Source organism: Luteimonas fraxinea (genome assembly GCF_021233355.1).
Taxonomy (GTDB): Bacteria; Pseudomonadota; Gammaproteobacteria; order Xanthomonadales; family Xanthomonadaceae; genus Luteimonas; species Luteimonas fraxinea.
In genome coordinates this window covers 1,466,644-1,486,757 of the sequence record NZ_CP089507.1, presented here as the reverse complement: position 1 = coordinate 1,486,757, position 20,114 = coordinate 1,466,644, and the positions used below count along the sequence as shown (strand labels likewise).

The following is a 20,114-nucleotide window of genomic DNA, read 5'->3' as shown; positions in this document are numbered from 1 at the left end:
GCGCTTCTCACGGCCGTAGCTAAGTGAACGGAATAGACAGGTGCGACAAGTTGTCGCGCGGCGGCGCTCGGCGACAGGTTTAAAATGCCATCCGACGGCATGCACACAACTGGATGCTGCTGAAGCAGAGATGTGAGGTCATGCGTGCGCCTCGCGATCAGTGGTATCGAGTGGCAGCCTGGAAGAAGATCGAAATGTACGATTGGTTCCCGATAGTCTTCATTGTGTTCAAGGTGGTCGTGCTTGGCACCGGCATGTTCTTCGCGATCAAGTGGCATCACGATCAGGCGAAAAAGGACGCGCAGGAGAAGAAAGACGCGCAAGGGAAGCGGGACGCGCTCGAGAAGAAGACGCAGTACGACGGCAGCGGGCCGTAAGCGGCCGCCATATACGTCAGCCCGGGTTTGTCCCGCTATCCGACTCAATCTCCACCGCGTCTCCGTTGAAGTAGACGACCACGCCCATGATGTGCAGCGGCAGTTCGTCGTCACGACGGGCCGATTGCGAGCGGCGCATGGAGAATTCGAGTTCCGGGCGCAGGCGCAGCGGAACCTGGATGCGCCGCGGACGTTTGCCCCGGGAGTGCATGAAGAGGATCTGGCCTTCGATGTCGGTGAGCAGGCTCAAATAAAATCCTTGCCGCAGTTCTTAGAGAGGAGTGCGAATGACTGCGTCGCCTCAGGCCCGGGCGGCGTCAGGCTGCCCAAGGCGAGCAGTGTCCGGATGTACGTCTCAAGAGTTGAGACGTGGCGCGGCCGCCCGGCGGCGTCGGCACGGGTGCGGGGATGCAGCAGGCCTGGCCCGAACTTGGGATGCTCCGGGCCTACTGCACCATCGGCCGCATGGCGCGCTCGTACGCGTTGTAAGCGGCCGCCGCATCGTTGTGTAAGGCCCCTGGAAGTAGCCATGACCGATGGCAGGCGCTGCGCGCATGGCGCGCGGCTAGCCTGCGCGTCGTGCCGAGGGGAATCGAGGGAGAGGGGTGTGGGTCGACGGTTCATTCGCTTCGTGCCGGCCGCGTTCGCGGTCGTGTGCGCACCTGCGTTCGCGGTCGAGATCGACGGGCGTATCGATGCCGACGAATGGACGGGCGCGCAGCACATTGTCGACTTCCGCAAGGTGCAGCCGCTGACCGGTGAGCCCGGCTCGTTGCCCACGGAAGCCTGGGTGCTGGCGACGCCGGACGGCCTGGCCGTTGCGTTCCGCAATGTGCAGCCGCCTGAGGTGACGCGCTCGCGCCAGAAGGTGCAGCGGGATTTCGAGGAGCAGGTGGACCGGGTCAACGTCTTCATCGATTTCGATGGCGATGGACGCACCGGCTACGCCTTCACCGTGAGTGCGAGCGGCGGCATCGCCGACGAGATCATCACCAACCAGAACGATTTCAACAGCGACTGGGACGGGCAATGGCGCCATGCCGTGGCCGAAGACGACGATGGCTGGTCGGTCGAGTTGCTGATTCCCTGGCACACCGCGCCGATGCGCGACGGCGTGGACGGGCAGCGCACGCTCAAGGTGTTTCTCGCGCGCGTGATCGGCTCCACCGGCGAACGCATGGCCTGGCCGGTGGCGAGCTTCGAGCGGCCGCGCTTCCTGTCCGACTTCGCGCCGATCACGGTGCCGGAGTACAGCCAGTCGCTGCTCGCGGTCACGCCGTATGTGTCGGGGTTGTACGACAACGTACGCAAGGGCCGCGACTTCAATGCCGGCGTGGACGTGTTCTGGAAACCGAGCAGTCGCTTCCAGCTCGCCGCCACCGTGCATCCGGATTTCGGCCAGGTCGAGAGCGACGATCTGGTGGTGAACTTCAGCGCCATCGAAACCTTCATCAGCGACAAGCGGCCGTTCTTCACCGAGAACCAGGGCATCTTCGAGCTGACCACGCCGTCGGACTTCAGCCAGCAGCTCTACACGCGGCGCGTGGGCAGCACCGGCGATATCCAGGCGGCGGTCAAATTCAACGGCAGCTTGGGCCGTGCGAACTACGGCGTGTTCGCCGCCGAGGAAGACGGGCCGACCGGCCGCGCCTACCAGGCGCTACGGTTGGTGCGCGATTTCGAATCCCAGAATCTGGGCGCGATGCTGACCCGCGTCGACGATCCGTTCCGGGCACGCGAGGCGACCGTGCTCGGCGTCGATCACAACTGGCGCCCGACCGAGCGCTGGAACGTGCGCACACGCCTGCTCGGCAGCCGCATCGAACAGGCAGGCGACACCGAACAGGATGTCGGCGCCACGCTGTGGGCCGATTACGAGATGGACGACGGCTGGCGCCAGCAGTGGATCGCCATGCATTTCGGCGACGCGCTGGAGATCAACGACTTCGGCTATCTGTCGCGCAACAGCACCAACTACCTGCACTGGGAAGTGCGCAAGCGCTTCACCGATCTGCCGGAGACCGCGCGCAACGCATCCATCGACTGGCGCTGGCGCGTCAGCACCAACCACAACGACCGCGGCGACAAGCTCGGCGACCAGTTCCGCATGAGTCGCCAGAGCCAGCTGCGCAATGGCGGCACTGGCGAGGCGCAGCTCGAGCTCGACAGCGCCGGCGTCAACGACCTGCTGCTGCGTGGCAACGGGCTGGTGAAGCTGCCGGAAAACTTCAGCGCGACGTACGAGTACGAGCGCCCGCGCGAAGGCAACTGGGCGCCCGAGTACGGCGTCGAAGTCTTCAGTGGCGGTCTCGCCGGCAACGACGAGATCGGCTATGCGGGCTGGCTGGGCGGCACGTATTTCGTCAGCGACGCGTTCCGGTTGAATGCGGAGCTCGTGGCGATCCGGCGGCCGGACTGGCTGATCTGGCAGGGCCCGGTCGAGCCTGGACTGGTCGGTGCGTTCGACGGTCGCGAAACGCGACTGAGTGCCGGCATGGACTGGACGGTCGACGCGCGCCAGGAGCTGCGTGTGAAGCTGCAGGCCATCGGCATCGGCGCGCGTGCCACTGGCGCGTGGCGTTTCGATCCCGCCGGCAACGCGATCGCGGGTACCGATGCCATCGACGATTTCAACGTCCGCAACCTCGGCTTCCAGGTGCGCTACCGCTACGAGCTGGCGCCGCTGTCGTATCTATACGTGGTCTACGCACGCGGTGGCTTCGCCCGCCAGTCGGGTAGCGACGGCGTCGACGATGCCTTGTACGACAGCCTGTCGCTGCGCGACGACGAACAGCTGATGGTGAAGCTGAGCTACCGCTTCGAGTTGTAGCGCGCACCGGGTTTCCGGCCCGTGGCGTCTCAGCCTTTGAGGCGGCCACCGGCCACGCTGCGCGGATGGAATGGCAGACCAACCCCTTGCTGCGGGAAGAGATCGGCGTGGCGCGGCGCGTGCCGCGGACGATTCCGCTGCTCTACGACTGGCGCGTGTGCGCCGGCGTCACGCTGCTGATGTGGAAGGGCAAGACGGTGGGCGCGGTGTATCCGGGCGGCCGCTACTGGCTCAAGTGGCGGCGCAGGGAATACGCCGGCACGGCAGCGTCGCCGGCACAGGCCAAACGGTTCATGGCGCGCTGGGTCGGGGCGCGTCGCCACACCGCGCCGCTGCTGGACGAGGACCTGCCGCCGAAAGCGCTGGTGCCGCTGGAGGCGTTCCTGCGCGAGTACGAGGCGCAGGGCTATTGAGCGCGCTGCGACCGATGCGCAGGACTGGCGCGTCGCCTCAAGCCGCGGATGCGACCAGCGGCGTTTCGGATTTCGTCGGGTAACTCAGCAGCCACAGCAGCACGAGCAGGCCACCGACCGGCGCCAGGCTGATGAGTTGCCACCAGGGGCTGAAACCGGCATCGCGCAGGCGCCGGGTGCAGGCCGCGATCCAGGGCAGCAGCACGACCAGCGATGCGAGTTGCAACGGCAACGGGCCGGTCGCCTCGCTGAGCAGGCCGGCGAGCGCCAGCACCATCGCCACGGCGAGCGCGAACCACCAGAAGTCCGCGCGTCCGGTGGTGCCGGTGAACGCCAGGCCGCGCAGCACGCCGTCGCGCATCGCCGCGATGGCCGGCTGGCTCGGCGCGGGTGTGCCCAGCAACAGGCGCTCGGCCGGCACTTCGAAGACGGCGGCGAGCGCGGTCAGGGATTCGGTCGATACCTTCGCCCCGGATTCGAGCCGCTGGATGGTCCGCAGGTTCAGCCCGCTGAGCTCGGCCAGTTGCTCCTGCGACCAGCGCCGGCCGGTCCTGAGTTCGCGGAGGTAAGCGCTGTTGATCTGCATGGACGTGCCTCGCTCGATGGTCCCGGATGGCGGCGATCTTCCCGCCGCCGGCGCCCCGGCGCTACGACTTGGAGCCGACTCGGGGACGACACGGGCCTGTCAGAGCCACTTTGGCGGGGATGTTCGCAGTCTGCTCGACGCCGGACGGCGCTGTTCGTCGCGGCAGGCCGGCGGTCCCGCGAACCGAACCTGCACGGACTGCAGTGCCCACACGCACGCACTGCGCTGCGGGCCGGGTTTGAGCGTACTGTGCAACGAGGACATCACGCGCGCGGGAAGCGCTCGCGGCGTCCGAAGCGAGGCGCTGCGAAGGCACTCCGGATCGCGCGACCCGCGATTCGGGAGAGATCGCATCGTCGAAGCGGTGACCGGACTGGCGTCTGGTGACCGGTCTGCAGGCAGAGCATCGCCAATCCATTGCGCTATGTAGGACACCCGGCAGACGAAGCCGACCGGAGGGACGGGGCGGTGTTCTGTAACGGCCACGAAGGCCGTTCTATCGATGCCTGGGCACCGACGTGCTTCAGGCGGGACGCTGTGGGTGACGACGTGCCCGACACGTACAACTGGTTACTGGACATCCCGTTCTGGGAAGAGACGCCGCTGGGTCACGAGTCGAAGATGTTCGCGCTCGATGATTTTCTGGCGCGCAGCAATCGACCGGGTGACCTGGCGTGGTATGCGCATTTCAGCCGATGGTGTCGCGTGCGGCATGCCGACACGCTGGAGCACTACGATGCCCGCTCGCTGGGGCCGGTGCACGGGGTGGAAATGCTGGTCGTCACGCGGCATCGGCCGTTCCGCCGGATGGGATCGGCGCAGACGGTCAACTGATGGGCGGGCAACGCATGCCGCCTTCCAGACGCGGCCACACCTGATCGCAACGCACGCGCGTTTACGGTGACGTCCTCTGCGAGCCCCGCTCGCGATCGCAGGAGCTCGCCATGCCAGAGCCGACCATGACCGCCATCGCCATCCGCGGCGGCACCGGCGATGCCGACGCGCTGCATCCGGTGCAGCTGCCGCGGCCGGTGCCCGACGACGGCGAAGTGCTGATCCGCGTGCGCGCGGCCGGCGTCAATCGCCCGGACATCGCCCAGCGCGGCGGCACGTACCCGCCGCCGCCCGGTGCACCCGACACGCTGGGCCTCGAAGTCGCAGGCGAAATCGTGCGCGGCGCGGGGCGCTGGAAGGAAGGCGATCGCGTCTGCGCGTTGCTGGGCGGTGGCGGCTACGCCGAGTACGCGGTGGCCGATGCGCGTCACGTGCTGCCGATCCCGGACGGACTCGACTGGGCGCATGCCGCAGCGCTGCCGGAAACCGTGTTCACCGTGTACGCCAACGTGTTCGAACACGGCGCGTTGCAGCCGGGCGAATGGCTGCTGGTGCACGGCGCGACGTCGGGCATCGGCGTGGCTGCGATCCAGATGGCCAAGGCGGCCGGCGCGCACGTACTGGCGAGCAGCCGCGGCGCGGACAAGGCGGCGCGAACCCACACCCTGGGTGCGGACGTCTCCGTCGACACGTCGACGATGGATTTCGGCGCGATCGCCAAGGAACATGGCGGCATCGACGTGGCGCTGGACATGGTCGGCGCGCCGACGTTCGACGCCACGCTGGACGCGCTGAATCCCAAGGGCCGCATCGTCTACATCGCGACGCTCGGCGGCCCGGTCCTGCAGGTGCCGGTGATGCGCCTGATGCAGAAGCAGGCCGTGCTCACCGGCTCCACCTTGCGGCCGCGCAGCGCGGACGAGAAAGCGAGGCTGGCCGTCGCCGTCGAGCGCATCGTCTGGCCGTGGATCGCCGACGGACGCGTCAACGCGATCATCGATCGCAGATTCCCGCTGCGCGAAGCTGCTGCCGCGCATGCGTATCTTGAGAGCGGCGAGCACTTCGGCAAGGTCGTGCTGGAGGTCGCATGAGCACCGCACCTGCAGAGTTCCCGGTCGGCACGATCGACGCGCACTGGATCACGCTCGACGACGACGTGATGGGCGGCCATTCCCGCAGCCGCGCCGAGGTACGTGCGGGCGTGCTGCACTTCACCGGCGCCACGTCGCTGGACGACAACGGCGGCTTCGCCTCGATCCGCGCACGCGGCGCGTTCGATCTCGACGGCGCGCGCGCGATGCGGCTGCGTGTTCGTGGCGACGGTCGCGCTTACCAGCTGCGCATCGCCACCGATGCACGGCATCGCGGTTCGAACGTCTCCTGGCGTGGCGACTTCGACACCCGCGCCGGTGCCTGGATCGAAGCGACCGTCGAGTTCGCCGACATGCAGCCGACGTATCGCGGCACGGTGCTCGACGGCCCGGCGCTGGACCTGTCGAAGGTCGAAGAAATCGGACTGCTGATCGGTGATGGGGATGCCGGCGAGTTCCGGCTGGAAGTCGAGTGGATCAGGCCGGTGGCGCGATAGCAGCCCGGAGCCCGGGCCCGCTACGATGCGCGCTGGCTTCGGACACAGGAATGGCCACCGGATGCGTCGGACAGGATGTCTGCTTGCGCTCGTGTTGTGGAGCGGCGCTGCGCACGCCGCGGTGTCGTGGGCGCCGATGCACCCGACGTCGGTCGTGCAGGCCTCGGGCGATCCGCTCGGACCGGACGGTGCGGCATTGGCACTGTCGACCGAAACGGCAGGCCCGTCGGGATCCGGCGCGATCACGTCTCTGGATGCGACGGCGTTCCGCGGTCGCGAGGTCGAGCTGTCGGGCATGCTCGAAGTCACGCAAGGTGTGGGCGCAGCAGCGCTGTGGTTGCGTGCGGACGGTCCTGGCGGGCGTCTCGCGTTCTCCAGCACGGGCAGCCGTCCTGTCACGCTGCAGAACAGCGCGCAGCCGCGCACGCTGCAGCTGTACATCCCGCCGTCCGCGACGCACCTGAAGTTCGGCATCACCCTTCAGGCGCCGGGTGCTCTTCGCGCCAGTGCATTGAGACTGAAGGCATTGGATGCGGCGCCGGACACAGGCTCTGCCTACACGCTGCTGGACACGGCGATCTCGACGATCCGGGCGCATGCGCTCCACACCGGACAGGTCGACTGGGCGGCGCAGTCACGTCGATTGACGCCTGCGCTGAAAGACGCGCCCCCGCAGGAGGCGCATGCCCACATCGACGCGGTGCTCGAAGCGCTCGGTGATGGGCACAGCGCACTCCTGCCCAGGCGTGCGGCAGCGGACTATCGCGCCGACGCCGTCGCCACGCAGCCGATCGAAGCGCATGTGCGCGATGACGTGGGCTACGTGCGGGTGCCGGGTGTGCGTGGATCGGATCGCGAGGCCGGCCGGGTCTTCAGCACCGCCCTGTGCCAGGCCATCGCATCGCACGGCGCTGCAGCGTCGTCGGGCTGGATCGTCGATCTGCGCGGGAATGGTGGCGGCGCGATGTGGCCGATGCTCGCCGGCTTGCGTCCCTTGCTGGGTGATGTGCACATCGGCGCCTTCAAAGACCGTGCAGGCGCGTCGAGCGCGTGGAAGCCCCGGCCGATCGATGCCTGCAGTGCGGACCTTGCACGCAGTCCGGTGGCGGTGCTCATCGGGCCGGGCACCGCGAGTTCGGGCGAAGCGGTGGCGATCGCATTCAAGGGGCGCGTCATGACGCGATTCTTCGGACAGACCACCGCCGGACTCGCGACCTCGAACCAGACGTTCCCTCTGCCCGATGGCAGCGTGCTGATGCTCACGACTGCAGTGTTCGCCGATCGCGCGGGACAGGCGTATCCGGACGGCGTTCCACCGGAAGTTCCAGTGGAGGCCTCGCAGGACGCGATCGACATCGCCGCGGACTGGCTGAAATCGCAGCGTCGTTGAGCGCGAATTGCGGGATGTCGAGTCGAATCAGGTGCGCGGCTGCGCCTGCTCTGCGTACCAGTCCGCATACGGCGAATTCCTGACCAGGTGCCGGTTGTAGTCCGGCGTGCCGTCGGTCCACCACACCGGGCCGCGTTCGCCGAGTGCGTGCTTGGCGGTGTCGACGTCGCGGCGCGCCTGCGTCAGCGCATCTGCGTCATCCGCCTGCTTTGCAGCTTTCACCGCGCGGCGCGCGTCCATCAACGCGTCGACGAGGCGCTGACGTTCCGCCTCCGGCAGCTCGGGATTGCTGGTGCGCCACAGTCGACCGCGCACGATCAGATAACGGCCGTCGGGTGTGCGCAGTTGCGGCATGCGAAGTGCGATGGGGTGTGGTGGTGCGCGAGTCTAGGCACGGACATCGTGTGCTGGACGCATGCGTGCTGCGATGCGCGCTTCACGGAATGCGAAGGCGTGCGCGGCGAGGATCGGTGTTCCGGGCCGTGGATGTGATGCGCGGCCGCAACGTACGAGGTCCGCATGTCCCAGACGAAATCCGCTGCGCTCGAGCCCTCATCCATCGCGAAGGCGCTCGCCGTCGCGGTGTTCTCGACCGCGTTGCTCGCCGCGTGTTCGCCCGCCGACGACGCAGCCGAACCTTCAGTCGACGCGCCTGCGATCGCGCCGACGCCGACTGCTGCCGACGAAGTTGCGCCCGAGCCTGTGACACCTGCACCGGTTGCGGCGAGCGGCACCGTAGGGGGCGACGGCTCTGAGATCGTGCTCGACACCTTGAGCGAGGCCGATCTGACCGGCGCGAATCTGTCGGGCGAACTGGCCTGCAGTTTTTCGGAGGACGGTCAGCAGCCATTGCTGCACGCGATGGGCGTCGTCGGTTCGCAGGATCCCGCGCAGGGCGTCGTCAAAGTCGCCGGGTATGTCGAACCCGTGCGCGCGCCGGGTGGCTTCGACGGCATGACGCAGAACCCGACATTCACTGGTCAGGGCAAGACGATCCGCATCGAAGAAACCGGCGCGGCGATCGGCGGTGGCGAGTCGCCGCCGCGTCCGGCGACGCTGACCTATCTGCGCGCCGATGGCGCCAGCCGCACGATCGAAGGCCGCTGGCAGTGCGGGCCCTGATGTCGCAGCGATAGCAACGCAGATGTCACGCAGCACATCAGGGCAGCTTCGGCTGCCCTGATGATGTCAGTGCTTGTGACGCAGACAGAACGCGAGGATCAGCGCTGACGCATCCGGTCCCTTGGCATCGGTATGGCTGCCTGACGGATCGCCGCCGCTCCACGCATGGCCCGCGCCGGCGATCAGCACGTGTTCGACACGAACTCGACCTTCGGCATCGACGAAGGCGGTGTGCGTGCACTCGCGGCCGTTGATCTTCGTGGTGCCCGACAGCTCGGCGCGCAGCGGCGCGACGGTCGTGTTGCCGGCCGTGGCATCGGCCACGATCGCGCTGCCGTTGTCGGGCCGCACGGTGTGGTCGGCGGTGCCGTGCACGACGATCGTCGGCACGCGCTGCGCATCGCCCTCGGGGCGCGTTTCAGGCCGCTTGCTGCGGCCCTGCATTGCGGCGAATGCGCCGGGCACGTCGGTCGCCGCGGCGAAGGGCAGACCCGAATGTGCGCCGACGGCGGCGAACCTGTCCGGATACGTGCGGCCGAGGATCACGGCCATCGCCGCGCCAGCGGACAGGCCGGCGACATAGACGCGGCGCGTATCCACGCGGTGATTCCGGGCGACGTCGTCGACGATACCGGCCAGGATCGCGGGCTCGCCGGCGTCACGCGTCTGGTCTTCGCTGCGGAACCAGTTCCAGCATTTCTGCCCGTTGTCGCGCGCGGTCTGCGCCGGGTACACCACGATCACACCGTGGGCATCGGCGAGGGCATTCATGCGCGTACCGGCCGCGAAATCCGCAGGCGTCTGCGTGCAGCCGTGCAGCATCATCATCAGCGGCGCGACGGCCGCATCGGCCGCATCGAGCCCCGGCGGCACGTACAAGGTGTAGCTGCGCGTGCCGGCGTGGTTGCTGTAGCTGTGTTCGGTGGTCGTGCCGCGCGCGGTACGCGTGGTCGGCTCAGCGCCATGCAGGTGCGCTGTCGCCTGATCCGGTGCGGGCGCCGCATCTGAAGACGACGTCTGCGAGGATGCCGGCGCGTCCGGCGACAACAGACCGGCCTGCTGCAGCGCGTCCTGGATCGTCTTCTGCACGCCGGTCGCATTGCCGTCGGCGTGGATGCCGGCGGACGACAGCGCATCCTGGATGGTGGTCTGGATCTGCTGCGCACCCGCAGTGCCGCGGGCGAGCACGGATTTCGGAACCAGTGCGGTCATCGCCGGCGCATGCCGACGGAACAGGGAACTGAAGGATTTCAAGAGAGGCGCCATGCGGAGAGGGGGAGTCCGCATGTGCAGCCTACGATCGGGCGTGTGAGCGCGATGATGCGGTGCAGCGCCGGGCCTGAACGGATGACGCGGGATGCAGCGCCAAAGCGACGGAGCGGGTTCGGTCCCCGCTCCGCGCAGGTCGATCAGGGCGAGACGCGGCCTTCGATCGAATCGTCGAGCGTCTTGCCGATCGCGGCACCGACGACCATCTTCGACGCGGCGACGAAATCGCCGTGCTTGTTGTCCCAGTAATAGCCGCCGGTCGGCTTCACCTGGATCACGGTGATGCGCGGGTCGTCCTTGCCCTCGGTGAACCAGGTTTTCATGATCGGGTTCCACAGGTCCTCTATGCGCTGGCGATCACGGCTGATCGTTGCGTGGCCATCAAGGGCGAGAAAGCCGGAATGCTTCGACGCCTGGAAGTACAGGCGCACGGCAGGATCGGCCTCGATCTCGGCATTCTTGTGACTGTCGGACGCACTGAGGAACCAGAGCGCGCCGGATGCGTCGGCCTCTTCGATCGCCATCGGCCGCGTGCCGCCGGTCTCGCTGCCGGACAGCGGCGTGGTGCAGAAGAAGCACGATTCGGCATCCTTAGTCATCTCGCGGATGCGCGCGGCCGCATCGGTGCCGGCGAGGTCCTCGCGGTTGTGTTCGGGCTGGTTGCGGTTGATCGAATCCATCGGTCTCTCCGGAAGATGTGGTGCGAAGCCGCGCGTTGCAGTGGTCAGCACAAGGCGCGGTGGATGGACGCGTCAGTGCGCGCTGGTGCCCGGCGTCGATGTCGCCTCGTCGTAGGACGTGCGGTTGGCATCGTCGGAGACGTTGGTGACCAGCGGGCGGTCGGTGCTCGACGGCGTGTCCTCTTCGATCTCGAGTGCAGCAGACGAACGGCGCTGCCAGGCCTGATACGCGAAGTAACCAAGTGCACCGACGGCGGCGATTCTGAGAAGTCCCATGGAGATGTCCTGTATCGGGTTGTGGGGTGAGCGCGGGTGGGTATCGGAGCGAGCACGCAGGCCATCCAGATCTGGCGGCCTGCGTGGAATCGGGACGCTGCGCCTGATGCCGTGAATCCGGAGCGATGCAACGGCATTCATTTGCGATGGGCCAGCGCATCGACAGGCGGGCTTCATGTCGCCAGACGCATCTGTCTGTGAAAACCGCGCGGGCCGAGGCATGGACACCGCCTGGCCGTGTCGCCAAGATGCTTGCGGGGAAAATCAGGACAGGGGGGCGTTATGGCGCGTTGGATGCGTCGTGTGTGCGGGGTGCTGCTGTGCATCGTGCCGGTCGTGGTATGGGCGCAGCCACCTGCGGTGGATCTGGCGCCGTATCTGCGGCAACCGCAGTTCCAGCGGGTGAAGATTTCACCGGACGGCGACTACTACGCGGTGATCACCGCACTCGAAGACCGGACCGCGCTCGCGGTGGTGCGTGCATCCGACAACGTGCCGACGGCCAAGGTGATCGGCAAGCGCGATTCGGTGGTCGAGGATTTCTGGTGGGCGAACGACGAGCGCATCGTGGTCTCGCTCGCCAGCAAGCGTGGGTCGCGCGACCAGCCGAGCTCGATCGGTGAACTGCATGCGGTGAATGCCGACGGCAGCCATCCGCGATTGCTGGCCAGCCCCTATGGCGCGCGCGGGCCATTGGATACCACGGTCCAGTTGCTGCTCGAGCCGTCGGTCTACCTGTTCGACACGTTGCCCGGCGACAGTCGCAAGGTGCTGGTATCGGCGGTCCCGCAGACCAGCGATCCCAACGTGCGCGTGGAGCGGCTCGACATCTACACCGGCCGGCGCGACCTGGTGGCGATGGTGCCCGTGCGACGCGCGACGTTCCTGGCCGACGCGCAAGGCCGCGTGCGCTTCGCGTCCGGCGCGAATGCCGACAACGTGCAGAAACTGTTCTATCGCGACGACGACGACAGTCCGTGGCGGCAGATCGACGCAACCGCATCGACTGCCCGGAATGCCTACGCGCTGGGGTTCTCCGACGACGGCCGTGTGGCGTATCTGCAGGTCGAACAACCCGATGGGCCGGATGCGATCGTGTTCTGGGATCCCGTCACCGACCGCTATACGGAGCTGCTGCGCGACGCGAAGGTCGACCCGTACGGCATTCTCTACGCGCTCGACGGACGCACGCCGATCGGCGCATCGTTCATGACCGATCGCGTGCGCAACCGGTTCTTCGACAACGCGCATCCAACCGCACGTCTGTATCGCAGTCTGGAACCTGCCTTCGATGGCGACGCGATCCGCATCACGTCGACCAGTGGCGACGGCCGCCTGGCGCTGGTGTCTCTGTGGAGTGATCGCAACAGCGGCGACTACTTCCTGTTCGACACCGTGGCCAAAACCGGCAGCCGGATCTTCGCGCAGCGCGAATGGCTGCATCCGGCGGACATGCTCGCCAGCCGCGAGGTGTCCTTCGCCGCGCGCGACGGCCGCCAGATCCATGGCTACCTGACCGTGCCGCGCGCACGACCGGCCCGGTGCCGCTGGTCGTCCTGCCGCATGGCGGGCCGTTCGGGGTATTCGACCAGTGGGCCTACGACGAGGACGGCCAGGTGCTCGCAGCCGCCGGCTATGCGGTGCTGCGCGTGAACTACCGGGGCTCGGGCAATTACGGCCGGGCGCACCTCGATGCCGGCGCGCAGGAGTGGGGCGCCGCGATGCAGGACGATCTCACCGACGCCACCCGCTGGGCGGTCGAGAGCGGTATCGCGCAGGCGGACCGAATCTGCATCTACGGCGCGAGCTACGGTGCCTATGCGGCGCTGATGGGCGCGGCGCGCGAACCGGATCTCTACCGGTGTGCGGTCGGCTACGTCGGTGTCTACGACCTGGAAATGCTCCATCGCGAGCAGTCGGCCGGCAGCCGCTCCGGCCGCACCTGGGCGAGCGAATGGATGGGTGCGCGCAACACCCTGGCCGCGCGCTCGCCGATCACGCTCGCCGACCGGATCCGCATCCCGGTGTTCCTTGCGGCCGGTGGGCAGGACCTGCGCGCCCCGCTGGCGCACAGTCAGCGCATGGAGCGTGCACTCAAGCGTAATGGGATGCCGGTAGAGACGCTGTACTACCCGAACGAGGGACACGGCTTCTACACCGAACCGCATCGACGCGAGTTCTACACGCGGCTGCTGGGATTCTTGTCGACCCATCTGGGCGGCGCGGTCGCGAAGTAGGCAGTTCGAAAGAGGCGCTGCGCGAGAGCGACAGCGCGCGCGGAACGGCACACGATCCTGTCGTGCTTCGTCCAGAACGCAGCTGTCTGGCCGGATCCCGCCGAGCGCGCCGTATCTATTGACGACGGCGCGACCGACCCACGCGTTTGCAGCCCGCATTTTCCGGCCGCGAAGTCCTGCGGCTGACACCGCTGCCTCCACGATTTCACATCGATCGCGTGCGCCAGGGCTCTAATGGAGGCGATCCACCGTTCGTGCGTCCCGCAAGCGCAAGTCCCGCACTTCGACTTGGAGGCCCAGATGCAGAACGACTTGCAGATCGAAGTGCGTCGTCAGCCGCAATCGCTCCTCCACGTGCATGTGCGCGGCGATGCGACGTTCGCCCACACGATGGCGTACTGGCACGCGATCGCCGAGGCGGTCGAACAGCAACCCGCGCAGTCGCTGCTGCTGGTGGACGAACTGATCGGGCCCGCGCTGACCGCGGGCGAGTGGGTCCGGCTCGTGAGTGAGCTCGGTCCGCGACTTGGACGCCTGCGGATCGCGCACGTGAAGCCGCACGGTCTCGACACCGTCGAGTACTGCGTGCTGTCGGCGATGGGCGCGGGTCTCGATGCGCGCGTGTTCGAAGACGCCCGCATGGCCAGCCTGTGGCTGCGCTACGGGCCCGTCGACGCTTAGGCGATCCGCCCACGCGCATGCAGCGCGTCGTAACCGGCGGTCTCAGCCGTAGCGCGCGAGGAACATGTCGACCGCCCCTTCGGCGACCTGGCGCTGCTGCGCGGCATCGAGTGCAGGTTGACCCATCGACATCTGCGGCCAGAACGCGAAGCCCTTCACCAGCGACTGCAGCTGGTGCGAGGCGAACAGCGGATCGTCGATCTTCAGTCGGCCATCGGCGGCGGCGGCGCGCACCCAGGTGGTGATGCCTTCCTCGCGGTCGCCGAGACGTTCGAGCATCTGCCGCGCGAGTTCGGGCGAGTGCAGGCCGGCCGCGATGGCGACGCGGGCGAGATCGACGAAATGCGGATCGTCGAGCAGGCGCAGCTTCTGGTCGACCAGTTCGAACAGCTGCGCGCGCAGCGGCCGGTCGGCGCGGTAGGCGAGATCGGGGCCGCCGACGCCACGCGCGAACATCTCTTCGAGGATGCGCAGGAACAGCGCGTCCTTGCTCGGGAAGTGGTTGTAGACGGTGCGCTTGGACACGCCGGCGGCCGCGGCGATGCGGTCCATTGTGGTCGCCTCGAAACCGGCGGCGCGGAATTCGGCCACGGCGGCATCGAGGATCGCCGCGTGCTTGCGGTCGGTCAGGCGGGTGGGCGTGTCGTCGGATCCGGGCATTCCGCAAGTTTACACCGGGGGGTTTACTTTCCGGATTCGATAACTACACTGCACGGTGTAGTTCCTGCCATGGATCCTCGAATGCCTGCGTCTTCCTCCGCCACGCCACGCCGCCGGATCCTGCGTCGCCTGGTCCTGTCGATCCTGTTCCTTTTCGGAGTCCTCGCCGTGAGTGCCTGCACCCTGTCGTTCGTCCGTACCAGCCAGCCCGTTGCCGACCATGTGGCCTCGCCGCAATCGGCCGAGGGCCGTTTCCGCAATCCGCAGCCGCGGCCGCCGATGGGCTTCGCGAATGGCGCGAAGCTGTGGTGGGATTTCATGTTCAACAAGCCCGGCGGCACCACGCCACCGCTGCCCACGCCGGTGCTGCCGATGACGCGCGCCGCGCTCGACGCCGCACCGGACCGCAGCCTGTATCGCCTCGGCCATTCGACGCTGCTGATCAAGCTGCGTGGCGGGTTCTGGATCACCGATCCGGTGTTCGCCGAACGCGCCTCGCCGGTGTCGTTCGCCGGGCCGAAACGTTGGCACGCGCCGCCGATCGCGCTCGAGGATCTGCCGCCGCTGCGGGGCGTCGTGCTGTCGCACGACCATTACGACCATCTCGATCGCGAAACCGTCGTCGCGCTGGCGCAGCGCACCGAGGTCTTCCTCGCCCCGCTCGGCGTCGGCGACCGTCTCGTCGCATGGGGTGTGCCGCAGGCCAAGGTGCGGCAGTTCGACTGGTGGCAGTCGGCCGAGATCGACGGCCTGCGCTTCACCGCGACGCCGGCGCAGCATTTCTCCGGTCGCGGCCTGTTCGATTCCGATCGCACGCTGTGGGCGTCGTGGGTGATCGAGGATCCCTCGAACGCCGCAGATGACGCCGGCCTGAAACTCTTCTTCAGCGGCGACACCGGTTACTTCGACGGCTTCGCCGAGATCGGCCGCCGCTTCGGACCGTTCGATGTCGCGGCGCTGGAGACCGGCGCCTATGACCGTCGCTGGGCCTTCGTGCACATGCAGCCAGAGCAGACCGTGCAGGCGCACGTCGACCTGCAGGCGCGCGTGTTGCTGCCGGTGCACAACGGCACCTTCGATCTGGCGATGCACGCCTGGGACGACCCGTTCGAGCGCGTCAGCGCGATCGCTGCCGAGCGGTACGTGCGCCTCGCGACACCGCGCATGGGCGAGCGTGTCGACCTGACCGCGCCGCAACCCGGCAGCGCTTGGTGGCGGGAGATGCGGCGCGAGTGATGCAGCATCGATGGGTGCGCAGCGCCAGGCCGATGCCACCGACACGGGTTTCGGAGTGGCAGAAGACGCTGGCGTCCATCGCGCTGCAGCTGGGTGCCCGCACCGGGGACGCGCCGCGTGCACCGGTCGAGGCGTTGTTGGATTCGTTGCACAACGGCGGCGATGCGCTTCGCAAGGCGATGTCGCGTTTGCAGAAATCGCGAATGGGTCAGCAGTGGCAGCGGCAGATGGATGACGCGTCAGACCGCGCGACGGCGCAGTTGCAGTGCGCTCCTGACCAGACGCCGGAGGGCGGCGCCCGCGGACCGTAAGAGCGCCTCGCATGCCTGCGTGCGGGTCATGGAAAACATCGCATCCTTGATCTAGGATTCCGGCCAGGCACCACACGGAATACGTCGGTGCGAATGGCGTCCCGCGGGACGCGCACACTGGATTTTCGAAAGGACTCGAACGTGATCAGAATTCTGTTGCTGGGCATGGCCCTGGTCGTCGGTGGCGTGTTGGCGTACGAACACGGGCACCGCATTTCCGAATCGGACGTGCGTGCGCACGTGCAATCACAGCTGGAGGCGACGCGCCGGTTCGACGGCGATGCGCTCTGCGATTCGATGGCCAAGGACTATCGCCTCCAGGGCGTGTACTACGTCGCTGGCACCCACGAGCGGCGGGACACACGGCGCGACGAGACGTGCCGCAATGCGCGGGACGGCCTGGCGGCCCTGCAGTCGGTGTCTGCGCATACCGGCGGGCTGCTGGCAGTGGATATCAGTTACGAGATCACCCGGATCGAACTGGCGCCGGGTGGCCGTCGTGCGTTGGTCGAGGCGACATCGACCGCGAAGATCGGCGGTCGACTGTTGTCACGCACGCGTGCAACAGGCCATCTGTCGCGCGCGTTCTGGCGGGTGCGCGATCACGGCGGCGAGGCGCAGAACTGGATCTATATGCCCTGACGCTGCTGCACGCGCGCACCCGCGGCTCAGGGCGCGCCGAATCCCGGACTCGAATGCGAGGTGCTGCGCGGCACCGACGTATCGAGGTCTTCGTCGGCGATCAGCGGATCGCCGTGCGGTGCGGTGCGCGCGCCTGCGTCCGGCAACGATCGCAGGTCCTGCTGCGGCAGCACGGTCTGTGCATCACGCTTGCGCTTCCACGCGCGGAACGCGAAATAGCTTGCCGCGCCAGCGGCAACGATCCTCAACATCTTCATGGCGACTCCATCGATCGGGTGGGGATCGACAGGGTGGCGAGGATGCGGTGAGCCGCACGTGACCCGCCGCATGCGTCGGAAAGCGAAACGTTCATGCCGTGATTCCGCCGCTGCGCAGCCTCGATGCGTCAGTCCATGTGCCGCAACGCATCGATCAGCGCCCGCAACGCCGGCGGTGTCTGCCGGCGGCTCGGGTGATAGAGGTGGTAGCCGGGAAACGTCGGGCACCACGCGTCGAGTACCTGCACCAGACGTCCGGCGGCGAGATCGTCGGCGACCTCGTGGTCCATCACGTAACCCAGGCCCACACCAGCCCGCACGGCGGCCAGCGTCAGCGGCACTTCGTCGACGACCAGCGGGCCCTGGGTGCGCACGTTGTACTCGCGGCCATCGCGTTCGAACTCCCATGGCAGCAGGCCCCCGGTGCTCTTGAGCCGGTAGCCGATGCAGGCGTGGCGATCGAGATCCCCGGGCGACACCGGCGGCGCATGGCGGGCGAAGTAGTCCGGCGTGCCGACGACGATCGTGCGCAGATCGGGACCGACGCGCACGGCGATCATGTCGCGGTCGACGTGTTCGCCGAAGCGGATGCCCGCGTCGAAGCCTTCGCCGACGAGATCGGTCAGGCCGTTGTCGATGCTCACTTCCACGCGCACGTCGGGATTGGCCAGCAGGAACGCGGGTAGTTTGGGTTCGAGCACCATCTGCGCGGCGTAGGCGAACGTCGTGATACGGACCGTGCCCGACGGTGCATCGCGCCAGTCGCCCAGCGCCAGCAGTCCGTGTTCGATCTCCGCGAGCGCCGGTGTCAGGGAACGCAGCAGGCGTTCGCCGGCCTCGGTCGGGGCGACGCTGCGCGTGGTGCGCGCGAGCAGGCGCACGCCGAGCCGGGTCTCCAGGCCGCGCATCGCATGGCTCAGCGCCGACGGCGACATGCCCAGCGTGCCCGCGGCCTTGGTGAAGCTGCGCGCGCGGGCCACGGCCGCGAAAGCCAGCAGATCGTTGAGTTCGCCTCGTTGCATTGCTGCAGTGTGCTCACAAGCCCATGCGGCCGGCAACGGCTAATCCTGCGCGGCCGTCGCGCCTAGCCTGTGTGCAGAGCGCCACCCCCGCGGCGACACGACTGGAGACCTCCATGGACCTGACCCATTACCGCAGCCTCGGCCGCTCCGGCCTGCTGGTGAGCCCGCTCGCGCTGGGCGCGATGACCTTCGGCACCGAGCGCTGGGGCACCGATGCCACCGCGTCGCGCGCCGTGTTCGATGCCTACGTCGAGGCCGGCGGCAATTTCGTCGACACCGCGGATCTGTATTCGGCCGGGCGCAGCGAGGAGATGCTGGGCGGCTTCATCGCCGATGCCGGCCTGCGCGACCGCATCGTGCTGGCGACCAAGTCCGGTTTCCCGCGCTTGCAGGGCAACGCACACGGCGGCGGCAACGGCGCGAAGAACATCCGCACCGCGCTCGACAGTTCGCTGACGCGTTTGCGCACCGATTACATCGATGTGTACTGGATGCACGTCTGGGACCGGCTGACGCCGCCCGAAGAGGTGCTGCTGACGATGACCGATGCGGTGCGGTCCGGCCGCATCCTGCATTACGGCTTCTCGAACACACCGGCCTGGTACGTCGCGCGTGTGGCGACGCTGGCGCAGGCACACGGCCTGCCGGTGCCGATCGGCCTGCAATACCAGTACTCGCTGCTCGATCGCGGCGTCGAACTCGAGATCCTGCCGGCCGGCAATGCGCTCGGTCTCGGCCTGGTGCCATGGAGTCCGCTCGGTGGCGGACTGCTGACCGGTAAATACAGTCGCGACAAGCTCGCCGATGCCGCGCGTGCCTCCCGGTTGCCGGGTGATGCGAGCGGCGACGGCGGTCAACGCAGCGATGACGACGGCCGCCTCGATGGCGACAACCCGTTCGGCGGCATGCTGTTCACCGAACGCAACTTCGACATCGTCGATGCGGTGCGCGCGGTGGCCGACGAGATCGGCCGTTCGATGGCCGAGGTCGCGCTCGCGTGGACGGCGCGTCGGCCTGGCGTCTCGTCGGTGCTGGTCGGTGCGAGCCGCGTCGAGCAGCTGCACCAGAACATCGCATCGCTGGATATCGAATTCACCGCGGCGCAGCAGGCGCGCCTCGACGCTGCGAGCGTGCTGCCGTCGATCAATCCCTACTTCATCTTCCAGTTGCCACCGCAGATGCTGTTCGGTGTCGCGCACGCGACCGGGTGGGCCGCGCGCTGACGTATCCACGCGGCGCGTGTCGCATCGCACGCCGCCCCCACGCAGTGACGACCCGCGCCTCTACACTGCATCGTCCTATCCACGGAACGCCGCATGCCGCCTCGTCCGCTGTCCACCACCGGTCGCATCTTCGCCTCCGCGGCGTTCTTCGAAGCGCTCACCTGGGCCGGTCTGTTGATCGGCATGCTGCTCAAGTACGGCACGCAGACCACCGAGCTTGGTGTGTGGTTCTTCGGCCGACTGCACGGCGTCGCGTTCCTGGTCTATCTCGCGGTCAGCCTGTTCGCGTGGATCCGTCTGCGCTGGCCGCTGTGGGCGGTGCTGGTCGCGTTGCTCGCCGCGATCCCGCCGCTGCTGACCATTCCAGTGGAGATGTGGTTCCGGCGACGCGGATTGCTGTCGGCGTCCCGCGACTGAGCGTGACCTATTCGAGGCCTCTTCTCTAGGCGTCTCTTCCCGAAATTGCACGACGGCAGCGTG

At 67.7% G+C, this 20,114-nt stretch carries 25 protein-coding genes; 16 read left to right on the top strand and 9 right to left on the bottom strand.

The window, feature by feature from the left end; genetic code table 11:
• The first annotated feature begins 113 nt into the window (after positions 1-113).
• Complete coding sequence (locus LU699_RS06695) at positions 114-377, top strand: hypothetical protein (protein WP_232133946.1); 264 nt, start codon at positions 114-116, stop codon at positions 375-377.
• 16 nt (positions 378-393) lie between these two features.
• On the opposite strand, the gene LU699_RS06690 is transcribed toward LU699_RS06695, so the two are convergent.
• Positions 394-627, bottom strand: coding sequence for a hypothetical protein (locus LU699_RS06690; RefSeq protein ID WP_232133947.1), 234 nt, complete (start codon positions 625-627; stop codon positions 394-396).
• Positions 628-984: 357 nt separating this feature from the next.
• Here LU699_RS06690 and LU699_RS06685 point away from each other — a divergent pair, with 357 nt between their 5' ends.
• Together LU699_RS06685 and LU699_RS06680 are read left to right on the top strand one after the other, a co-directional pair.
• The gene (locus LU699_RS06685; RefSeq protein WP_232580517.1) at positions 985-3,207 is read left to right on the top strand and encodes a DUF5916 domain-containing protein; all 2,223 of its coding nucleotides are present in this window, start codon (positions 985-987) and stop codon (positions 3,205-3,207) included.
• A gap of 65 nt (positions 3,208-3,272) precedes the next feature.
• A complete protein-coding gene (locus LU699_RS06680; protein ID WP_232133949.1) occupies positions 3,273-3,620 on the top strand; it encodes a hypothetical protein in 348 nt (115 codons plus the stop codon).
• 37 nt (positions 3,621-3,657) lie between these two features.
• Here LU699_RS06680 and LU699_RS06675 read toward each other — a convergent pair whose 3' ends face one another.
• Positions 3,658-4,206, bottom strand: a complete 549-nt coding sequence (locus tag LU699_RS06675; protein WP_232133950.1) for a DUF805 domain-containing protein — start codon at positions 4,204-4,206, stop codon at positions 3,658-3,660.
• A gap of 537 nt (positions 4,207-4,743) precedes the next feature.
• Between LU699_RS06675 and LU699_RS06670 the strand changes: the two genes are divergently transcribed.
• The 4 genes from LU699_RS06670 to LU699_RS06655 all read left to right on the top strand — a co-directional run bounded on the left by LU699_RS06670 (position 4,744) and on the right by LU699_RS06655 (position 8,018).
• Complete coding sequence (locus LU699_RS06670) at positions 4,744-5,040, top strand: hypothetical protein (RefSeq protein ID WP_232133951.1); 297 nt, start codon at positions 4,744-4,746, stop codon at positions 5,038-5,040.
• Between the two features lie 110 nt (positions 5,041-5,150).
• Positions 5,151-6,131, top strand: a complete 981-nt coding sequence (locus LU699_RS06665) for an NAD(P)H-quinone oxidoreductase (RefSeq protein ID WP_232133952.1) — start codon at positions 5,151-5,153, stop codon at positions 6,129-6,131.
• Positions 6,128-6,628: a CIA30 family protein gene (locus tag LU699_RS06660; protein WP_232133953.1), complete on the top strand. Its 501-nt coding sequence runs from the start codon at positions 6,128-6,130 to the stop codon at positions 6,626-6,628. Before LU699_RS06665 ends, LU699_RS06660 begins: the two co-directional genes overlap by 4 nt.
• 61 nt (positions 6,629-6,689) lie before the next feature.
• The gene (locus LU699_RS06655; RefSeq protein WP_232133954.1) at positions 6,690-8,018 is read left to right on the top strand and encodes a S41 family peptidase; all 1,329 of its coding nucleotides are present in this window, start codon (positions 6,690-6,692) and stop codon (positions 8,016-8,018) included.
• 27 nt (positions 8,019-8,045) lie between these two features.
• Here the strand turns inward: LU699_RS06655 and LU699_RS06650 are convergent, their stop codons facing one another.
• Positions 8,046-8,372: a hypothetical protein gene (locus LU699_RS06650; RefSeq protein ID WP_232133955.1), complete on the bottom strand. Its 327-nt coding sequence runs from the start codon at positions 8,370-8,372 to the stop codon at positions 8,046-8,048.
• A 165-nt stretch (positions 8,373-8,537) separates the two neighbouring features.
• On the opposite strand from LU699_RS06650, the gene LU699_RS06645 reads away from it, so the two are divergent.
• Positions 8,538-9,140 carry a hypothetical protein gene (locus tag LU699_RS06645; RefSeq protein WP_232133956.1) on the top strand — a complete coding sequence of 201 codons (603 nt, stop codon included), beginning with the start codon at positions 8,538-8,540 and terminating at the stop codon, positions 9,138-9,140.
• A gap of 66 nt (positions 9,141-9,206) precedes the next feature.
• Here the strand turns inward: LU699_RS06645 and LU699_RS06640 are convergent, their stop codons facing one another.
• The 3 genes from LU699_RS06640 to LU699_RS06630 form a co-directional block, all read right to left on the bottom strand.
• Entirely contained in the window at positions 9,207-10,352 is a 1,146-nt protein-coding gene (locus LU699_RS06640; protein WP_232133957.1) for an extracellular catalytic domain type 1 short-chain-length polyhydroxyalkanoate depolymerase, read from the bottom strand.
• Between the two features lie 197 nt (positions 10,353-10,549).
• Positions 10,550-11,089 (bottom strand): pyridoxamine 5'-phosphate oxidase family protein, encoded by a 540-nt coding sequence (locus tag LU699_RS06635; protein WP_232133958.1) that lies wholly within the window; start codon positions 11,087-11,089, stop codon positions 10,550-10,552.
• 72 nt (positions 11,090-11,161) lie between these two features.
• Entirely contained in the window at positions 11,162-11,365 is a 204-nt protein-coding gene (locus LU699_RS06630) for a hypothetical protein (RefSeq protein WP_232133959.1), read from the bottom strand.
• Positions 11,366-11,647: 282 nt separating this feature from the next.
• Between LU699_RS06630 and LU699_RS06625 the strand changes: the two genes are divergently transcribed.
• The 3 genes from LU699_RS06625 to LU699_RS06620 all read left to right on the top strand — a co-directional run bounded on the left by LU699_RS06625 (position 11,648) and on the right by LU699_RS06620 (position 14,283).
• Positions 11,648-13,018 (top strand): hypothetical protein, encoded by a 1,371-nt coding sequence (locus LU699_RS06625; protein ID WP_336246143.1) that lies wholly within the window; start codon positions 11,648-11,650, stop codon positions 13,016-13,018.
• Positions 12,907-13,602 (top strand): alpha/beta hydrolase family protein, encoded by a 696-nt coding sequence (locus LU699_RS18375; protein WP_327058785.1) that lies wholly within the window; start codon positions 12,907-12,909, stop codon positions 13,600-13,602. Before LU699_RS06625 ends, LU699_RS18375 begins: the two co-directional genes overlap by 112 nt.
• Positions 13,603-13,902: 300 nt before the next feature.
• On the top strand, positions 13,903-14,283 hold the full coding sequence (locus LU699_RS06620; RefSeq protein WP_232149786.1) for a hypothetical protein: 381 nt from the start codon (positions 13,903-13,905) through the stop codon (positions 14,281-14,283).
• Positions 14,284-14,325: 42 nt separating this feature from the next.
• Here LU699_RS06620 and LU699_RS06615 read toward each other — a convergent pair whose 3' ends face one another.
• A complete protein-coding gene (locus LU699_RS06615; RefSeq protein WP_232133961.1) occupies positions 14,326-14,943 on the bottom strand; it encodes a TetR/AcrR family transcriptional regulator in 618 nt (205 codons plus the stop codon).
• A gap of 120 nt (positions 14,944-15,063) precedes the next feature.
• On the opposite strand from LU699_RS06615, the gene LU699_RS06610 reads away from it, so the two are divergent.
• From LU699_RS06610 to LU699_RS06600, 3 genes are all read left to right on the top strand, one after another.
• The gene (locus LU699_RS06610; RefSeq protein ID WP_232134734.1) at positions 15,064-16,179 is read left to right on the top strand and encodes an MBL fold metallo-hydrolase; all 1,116 of its coding nucleotides are present in this window, start codon (positions 15,064-15,066) and stop codon (positions 16,177-16,179) included.
• Positions 16,179-16,490 carry a hypothetical protein gene (locus tag LU699_RS06605; RefSeq protein WP_232149785.1) on the top strand — a complete coding sequence of 104 codons (312 nt, stop codon included), beginning with the start codon at positions 16,179-16,181 and terminating at the stop codon, positions 16,488-16,490. The genes LU699_RS06610 and LU699_RS06605 overlap by 1 nt, the downstream gene beginning before the upstream one ends.
• Before the next feature lie 141 nt (positions 16,491-16,631).
• Entirely contained in the window at positions 16,632-17,132 is a 501-nt protein-coding gene (locus tag LU699_RS06600) for a hypothetical protein (protein WP_232133963.1), read from the top strand.
• Positions 17,133-17,158: 26 nt separating this feature from the next.
• On the opposite strand, the gene LU699_RS06595 is transcribed toward LU699_RS06600, so the two are convergent.
• Together LU699_RS06595 and LU699_RS06590 are read right to left on the bottom strand one after the other, a co-directional pair.
• A complete protein-coding gene (locus tag LU699_RS06595; RefSeq protein WP_232133964.1) occupies positions 17,159-17,389 on the bottom strand; it encodes a hypothetical protein in 231 nt (76 codons plus the stop codon).
• 128 nt (positions 17,390-17,517) lie between these two features.
• A complete protein-coding gene (locus LU699_RS06590; RefSeq protein ID WP_232133965.1) occupies positions 17,518-18,411 on the bottom strand; it encodes a LysR family transcriptional regulator in 894 nt (297 codons plus the stop codon).
• Positions 18,412-18,524: 113 nt separating this feature from the next.
• On the opposite strand from LU699_RS06590, the gene LU699_RS06585 reads away from it, so the two are divergent.
• Positions 18,525-19,634: an aldo/keto reductase gene (locus LU699_RS06585; RefSeq protein ID WP_232133966.1), complete on the top strand. Its 1,110-nt coding sequence runs from the start codon at positions 18,525-18,527 to the stop codon at positions 19,632-19,634.
• A 93-nt stretch (positions 19,635-19,727) separates the two neighbouring features.
• Positions 19,728-20,051 (top strand): DUF3817 domain-containing protein, encoded by a 324-nt coding sequence (locus tag LU699_RS06580; RefSeq protein WP_232133967.1) that lies wholly within the window; start codon positions 19,728-19,730, stop codon positions 20,049-20,051.
• The last annotated feature ends 63 nt before the right edge of the window (positions 20,052-20,114 follow it).

What these genes read in the sequence shown, in the direction of transcription:
- LU699_RS06680 (WP_232133949.1), top strand. Translation starts at nt 3,273, where the DNA reads ATGGAATGGCAGACCAACCCCTTGCTGCGGGAAGAGATCGGCGTGGCG.
- LU699_RS06590 (WP_232133965.1), bottom strand. Translation starts at nt 18,411, where the DNA reads ATGCAACGAGGCGAACTCAACGATCTGCTGGCTTTCGCGGCCGTGGCC.
- LU699_RS06580 (WP_232133967.1), top strand. Translation starts at nt 19,728, where the DNA reads ATGCCGCCTCGTCCGCTGTCCACCACCGGTCGCATCTTCGCCTCCGCG.
- LU699_RS06640 (WP_232133957.1), bottom strand. Translation starts at nt 10,352, where the DNA reads ATGACCGCACTGGTTCCGAAATCCGTGCTCGCCCGCGGCACTGCGGGT.
- LU699_RS06635 (WP_232133958.1), bottom strand. Translation starts at nt 11,089, where the DNA reads ATGGATTCGATCAACCGCAACCAGCCCGAACACAACCGCGAGGACCTC.
- LU699_RS06645 (WP_232133956.1), top strand. Translation starts at nt 8,538, where the DNA reads ATGTCCCAGACGAAATCCGCTGCGCTCGAGCCCTCATCCATCGCGAAG.
- LU699_RS06655 (WP_232133954.1), top strand. Translation starts at nt 6,690, where the DNA reads ATGCGTCGGACAGGATGTCTGCTTGCGCTCGTGTTGTGGAGCGGCGCT.
- LU699_RS06620 (WP_232149786.1), top strand. Translation starts at nt 13,903, where the DNA reads ATGCAGAACGACTTGCAGATCGAAGTGCGTCGTCAGCCGCAATCGCTC.
- LU699_RS06695 (WP_232133946.1), top strand. Translation starts at nt 114, where the DNA reads ATGCTGCTGAAGCAGAGATGTGAGGTCATGCGTGCGCCTCGCGATCAG.
- LU699_RS06625 (WP_336246143.1), top strand. Translation starts at nt 11,648, where the DNA reads ATGGCGCGTTGGATGCGTCGTGTGTGCGGGGTGCTGCTGTGCATCGTG.
- LU699_RS06660 (WP_232133953.1), top strand. Translation starts at nt 6,128, where the DNA reads ATGAGCACCGCACCTGCAGAGTTCCCGGTCGGCACGATCGACGCGCAC.
- LU699_RS06605 (WP_232149785.1), top strand. Translation starts at nt 16,179, where the DNA reads ATGCAGCATCGATGGGTGCGCAGCGCCAGGCCGATGCCACCGACACGG.
- LU699_RS06630 (WP_232133959.1), bottom strand. Translation starts at nt 11,365, where the DNA reads ATGGGACTTCTCAGAATCGCCGCCGTCGGTGCACTTGGTTACTTCGCG.
- LU699_RS06675 (WP_232133950.1), bottom strand. Translation starts at nt 4,206, where the DNA reads ATGCAGATCAACAGCGCTTACCTCCGCGAACTCAGGACCGGCCGGCGC.
- LU699_RS06585 (WP_232133966.1), top strand. Translation starts at nt 18,525, where the DNA reads ATGGACCTGACCCATTACCGCAGCCTCGGCCGCTCCGGCCTGCTGGTG.
- LU699_RS06615 (WP_232133961.1), bottom strand. Translation starts at nt 14,943, where the DNA reads ATGCCCGGATCCGACGACACGCCCACCCGCCTGACCGACCGCAAGCAC.
- LU699_RS06595 (WP_232133964.1), bottom strand. Translation starts at nt 17,389, where the DNA reads ATGAAGATGTTGAGGATCGTTGCCGCTGGCGCGGCAAGCTATTTCGCG.
- LU699_RS06665 (WP_232133952.1), top strand. Translation starts at nt 5,151, where the DNA reads ATGCCAGAGCCGACCATGACCGCCATCGCCATCCGCGGCGGCACCGGC.
- LU699_RS06650 (WP_232133955.1), bottom strand. Translation starts at nt 8,372, where the DNA reads ATGCCGCAACTGCGCACACCCGACGGCCGTTATCTGATCGTGCGCGGT.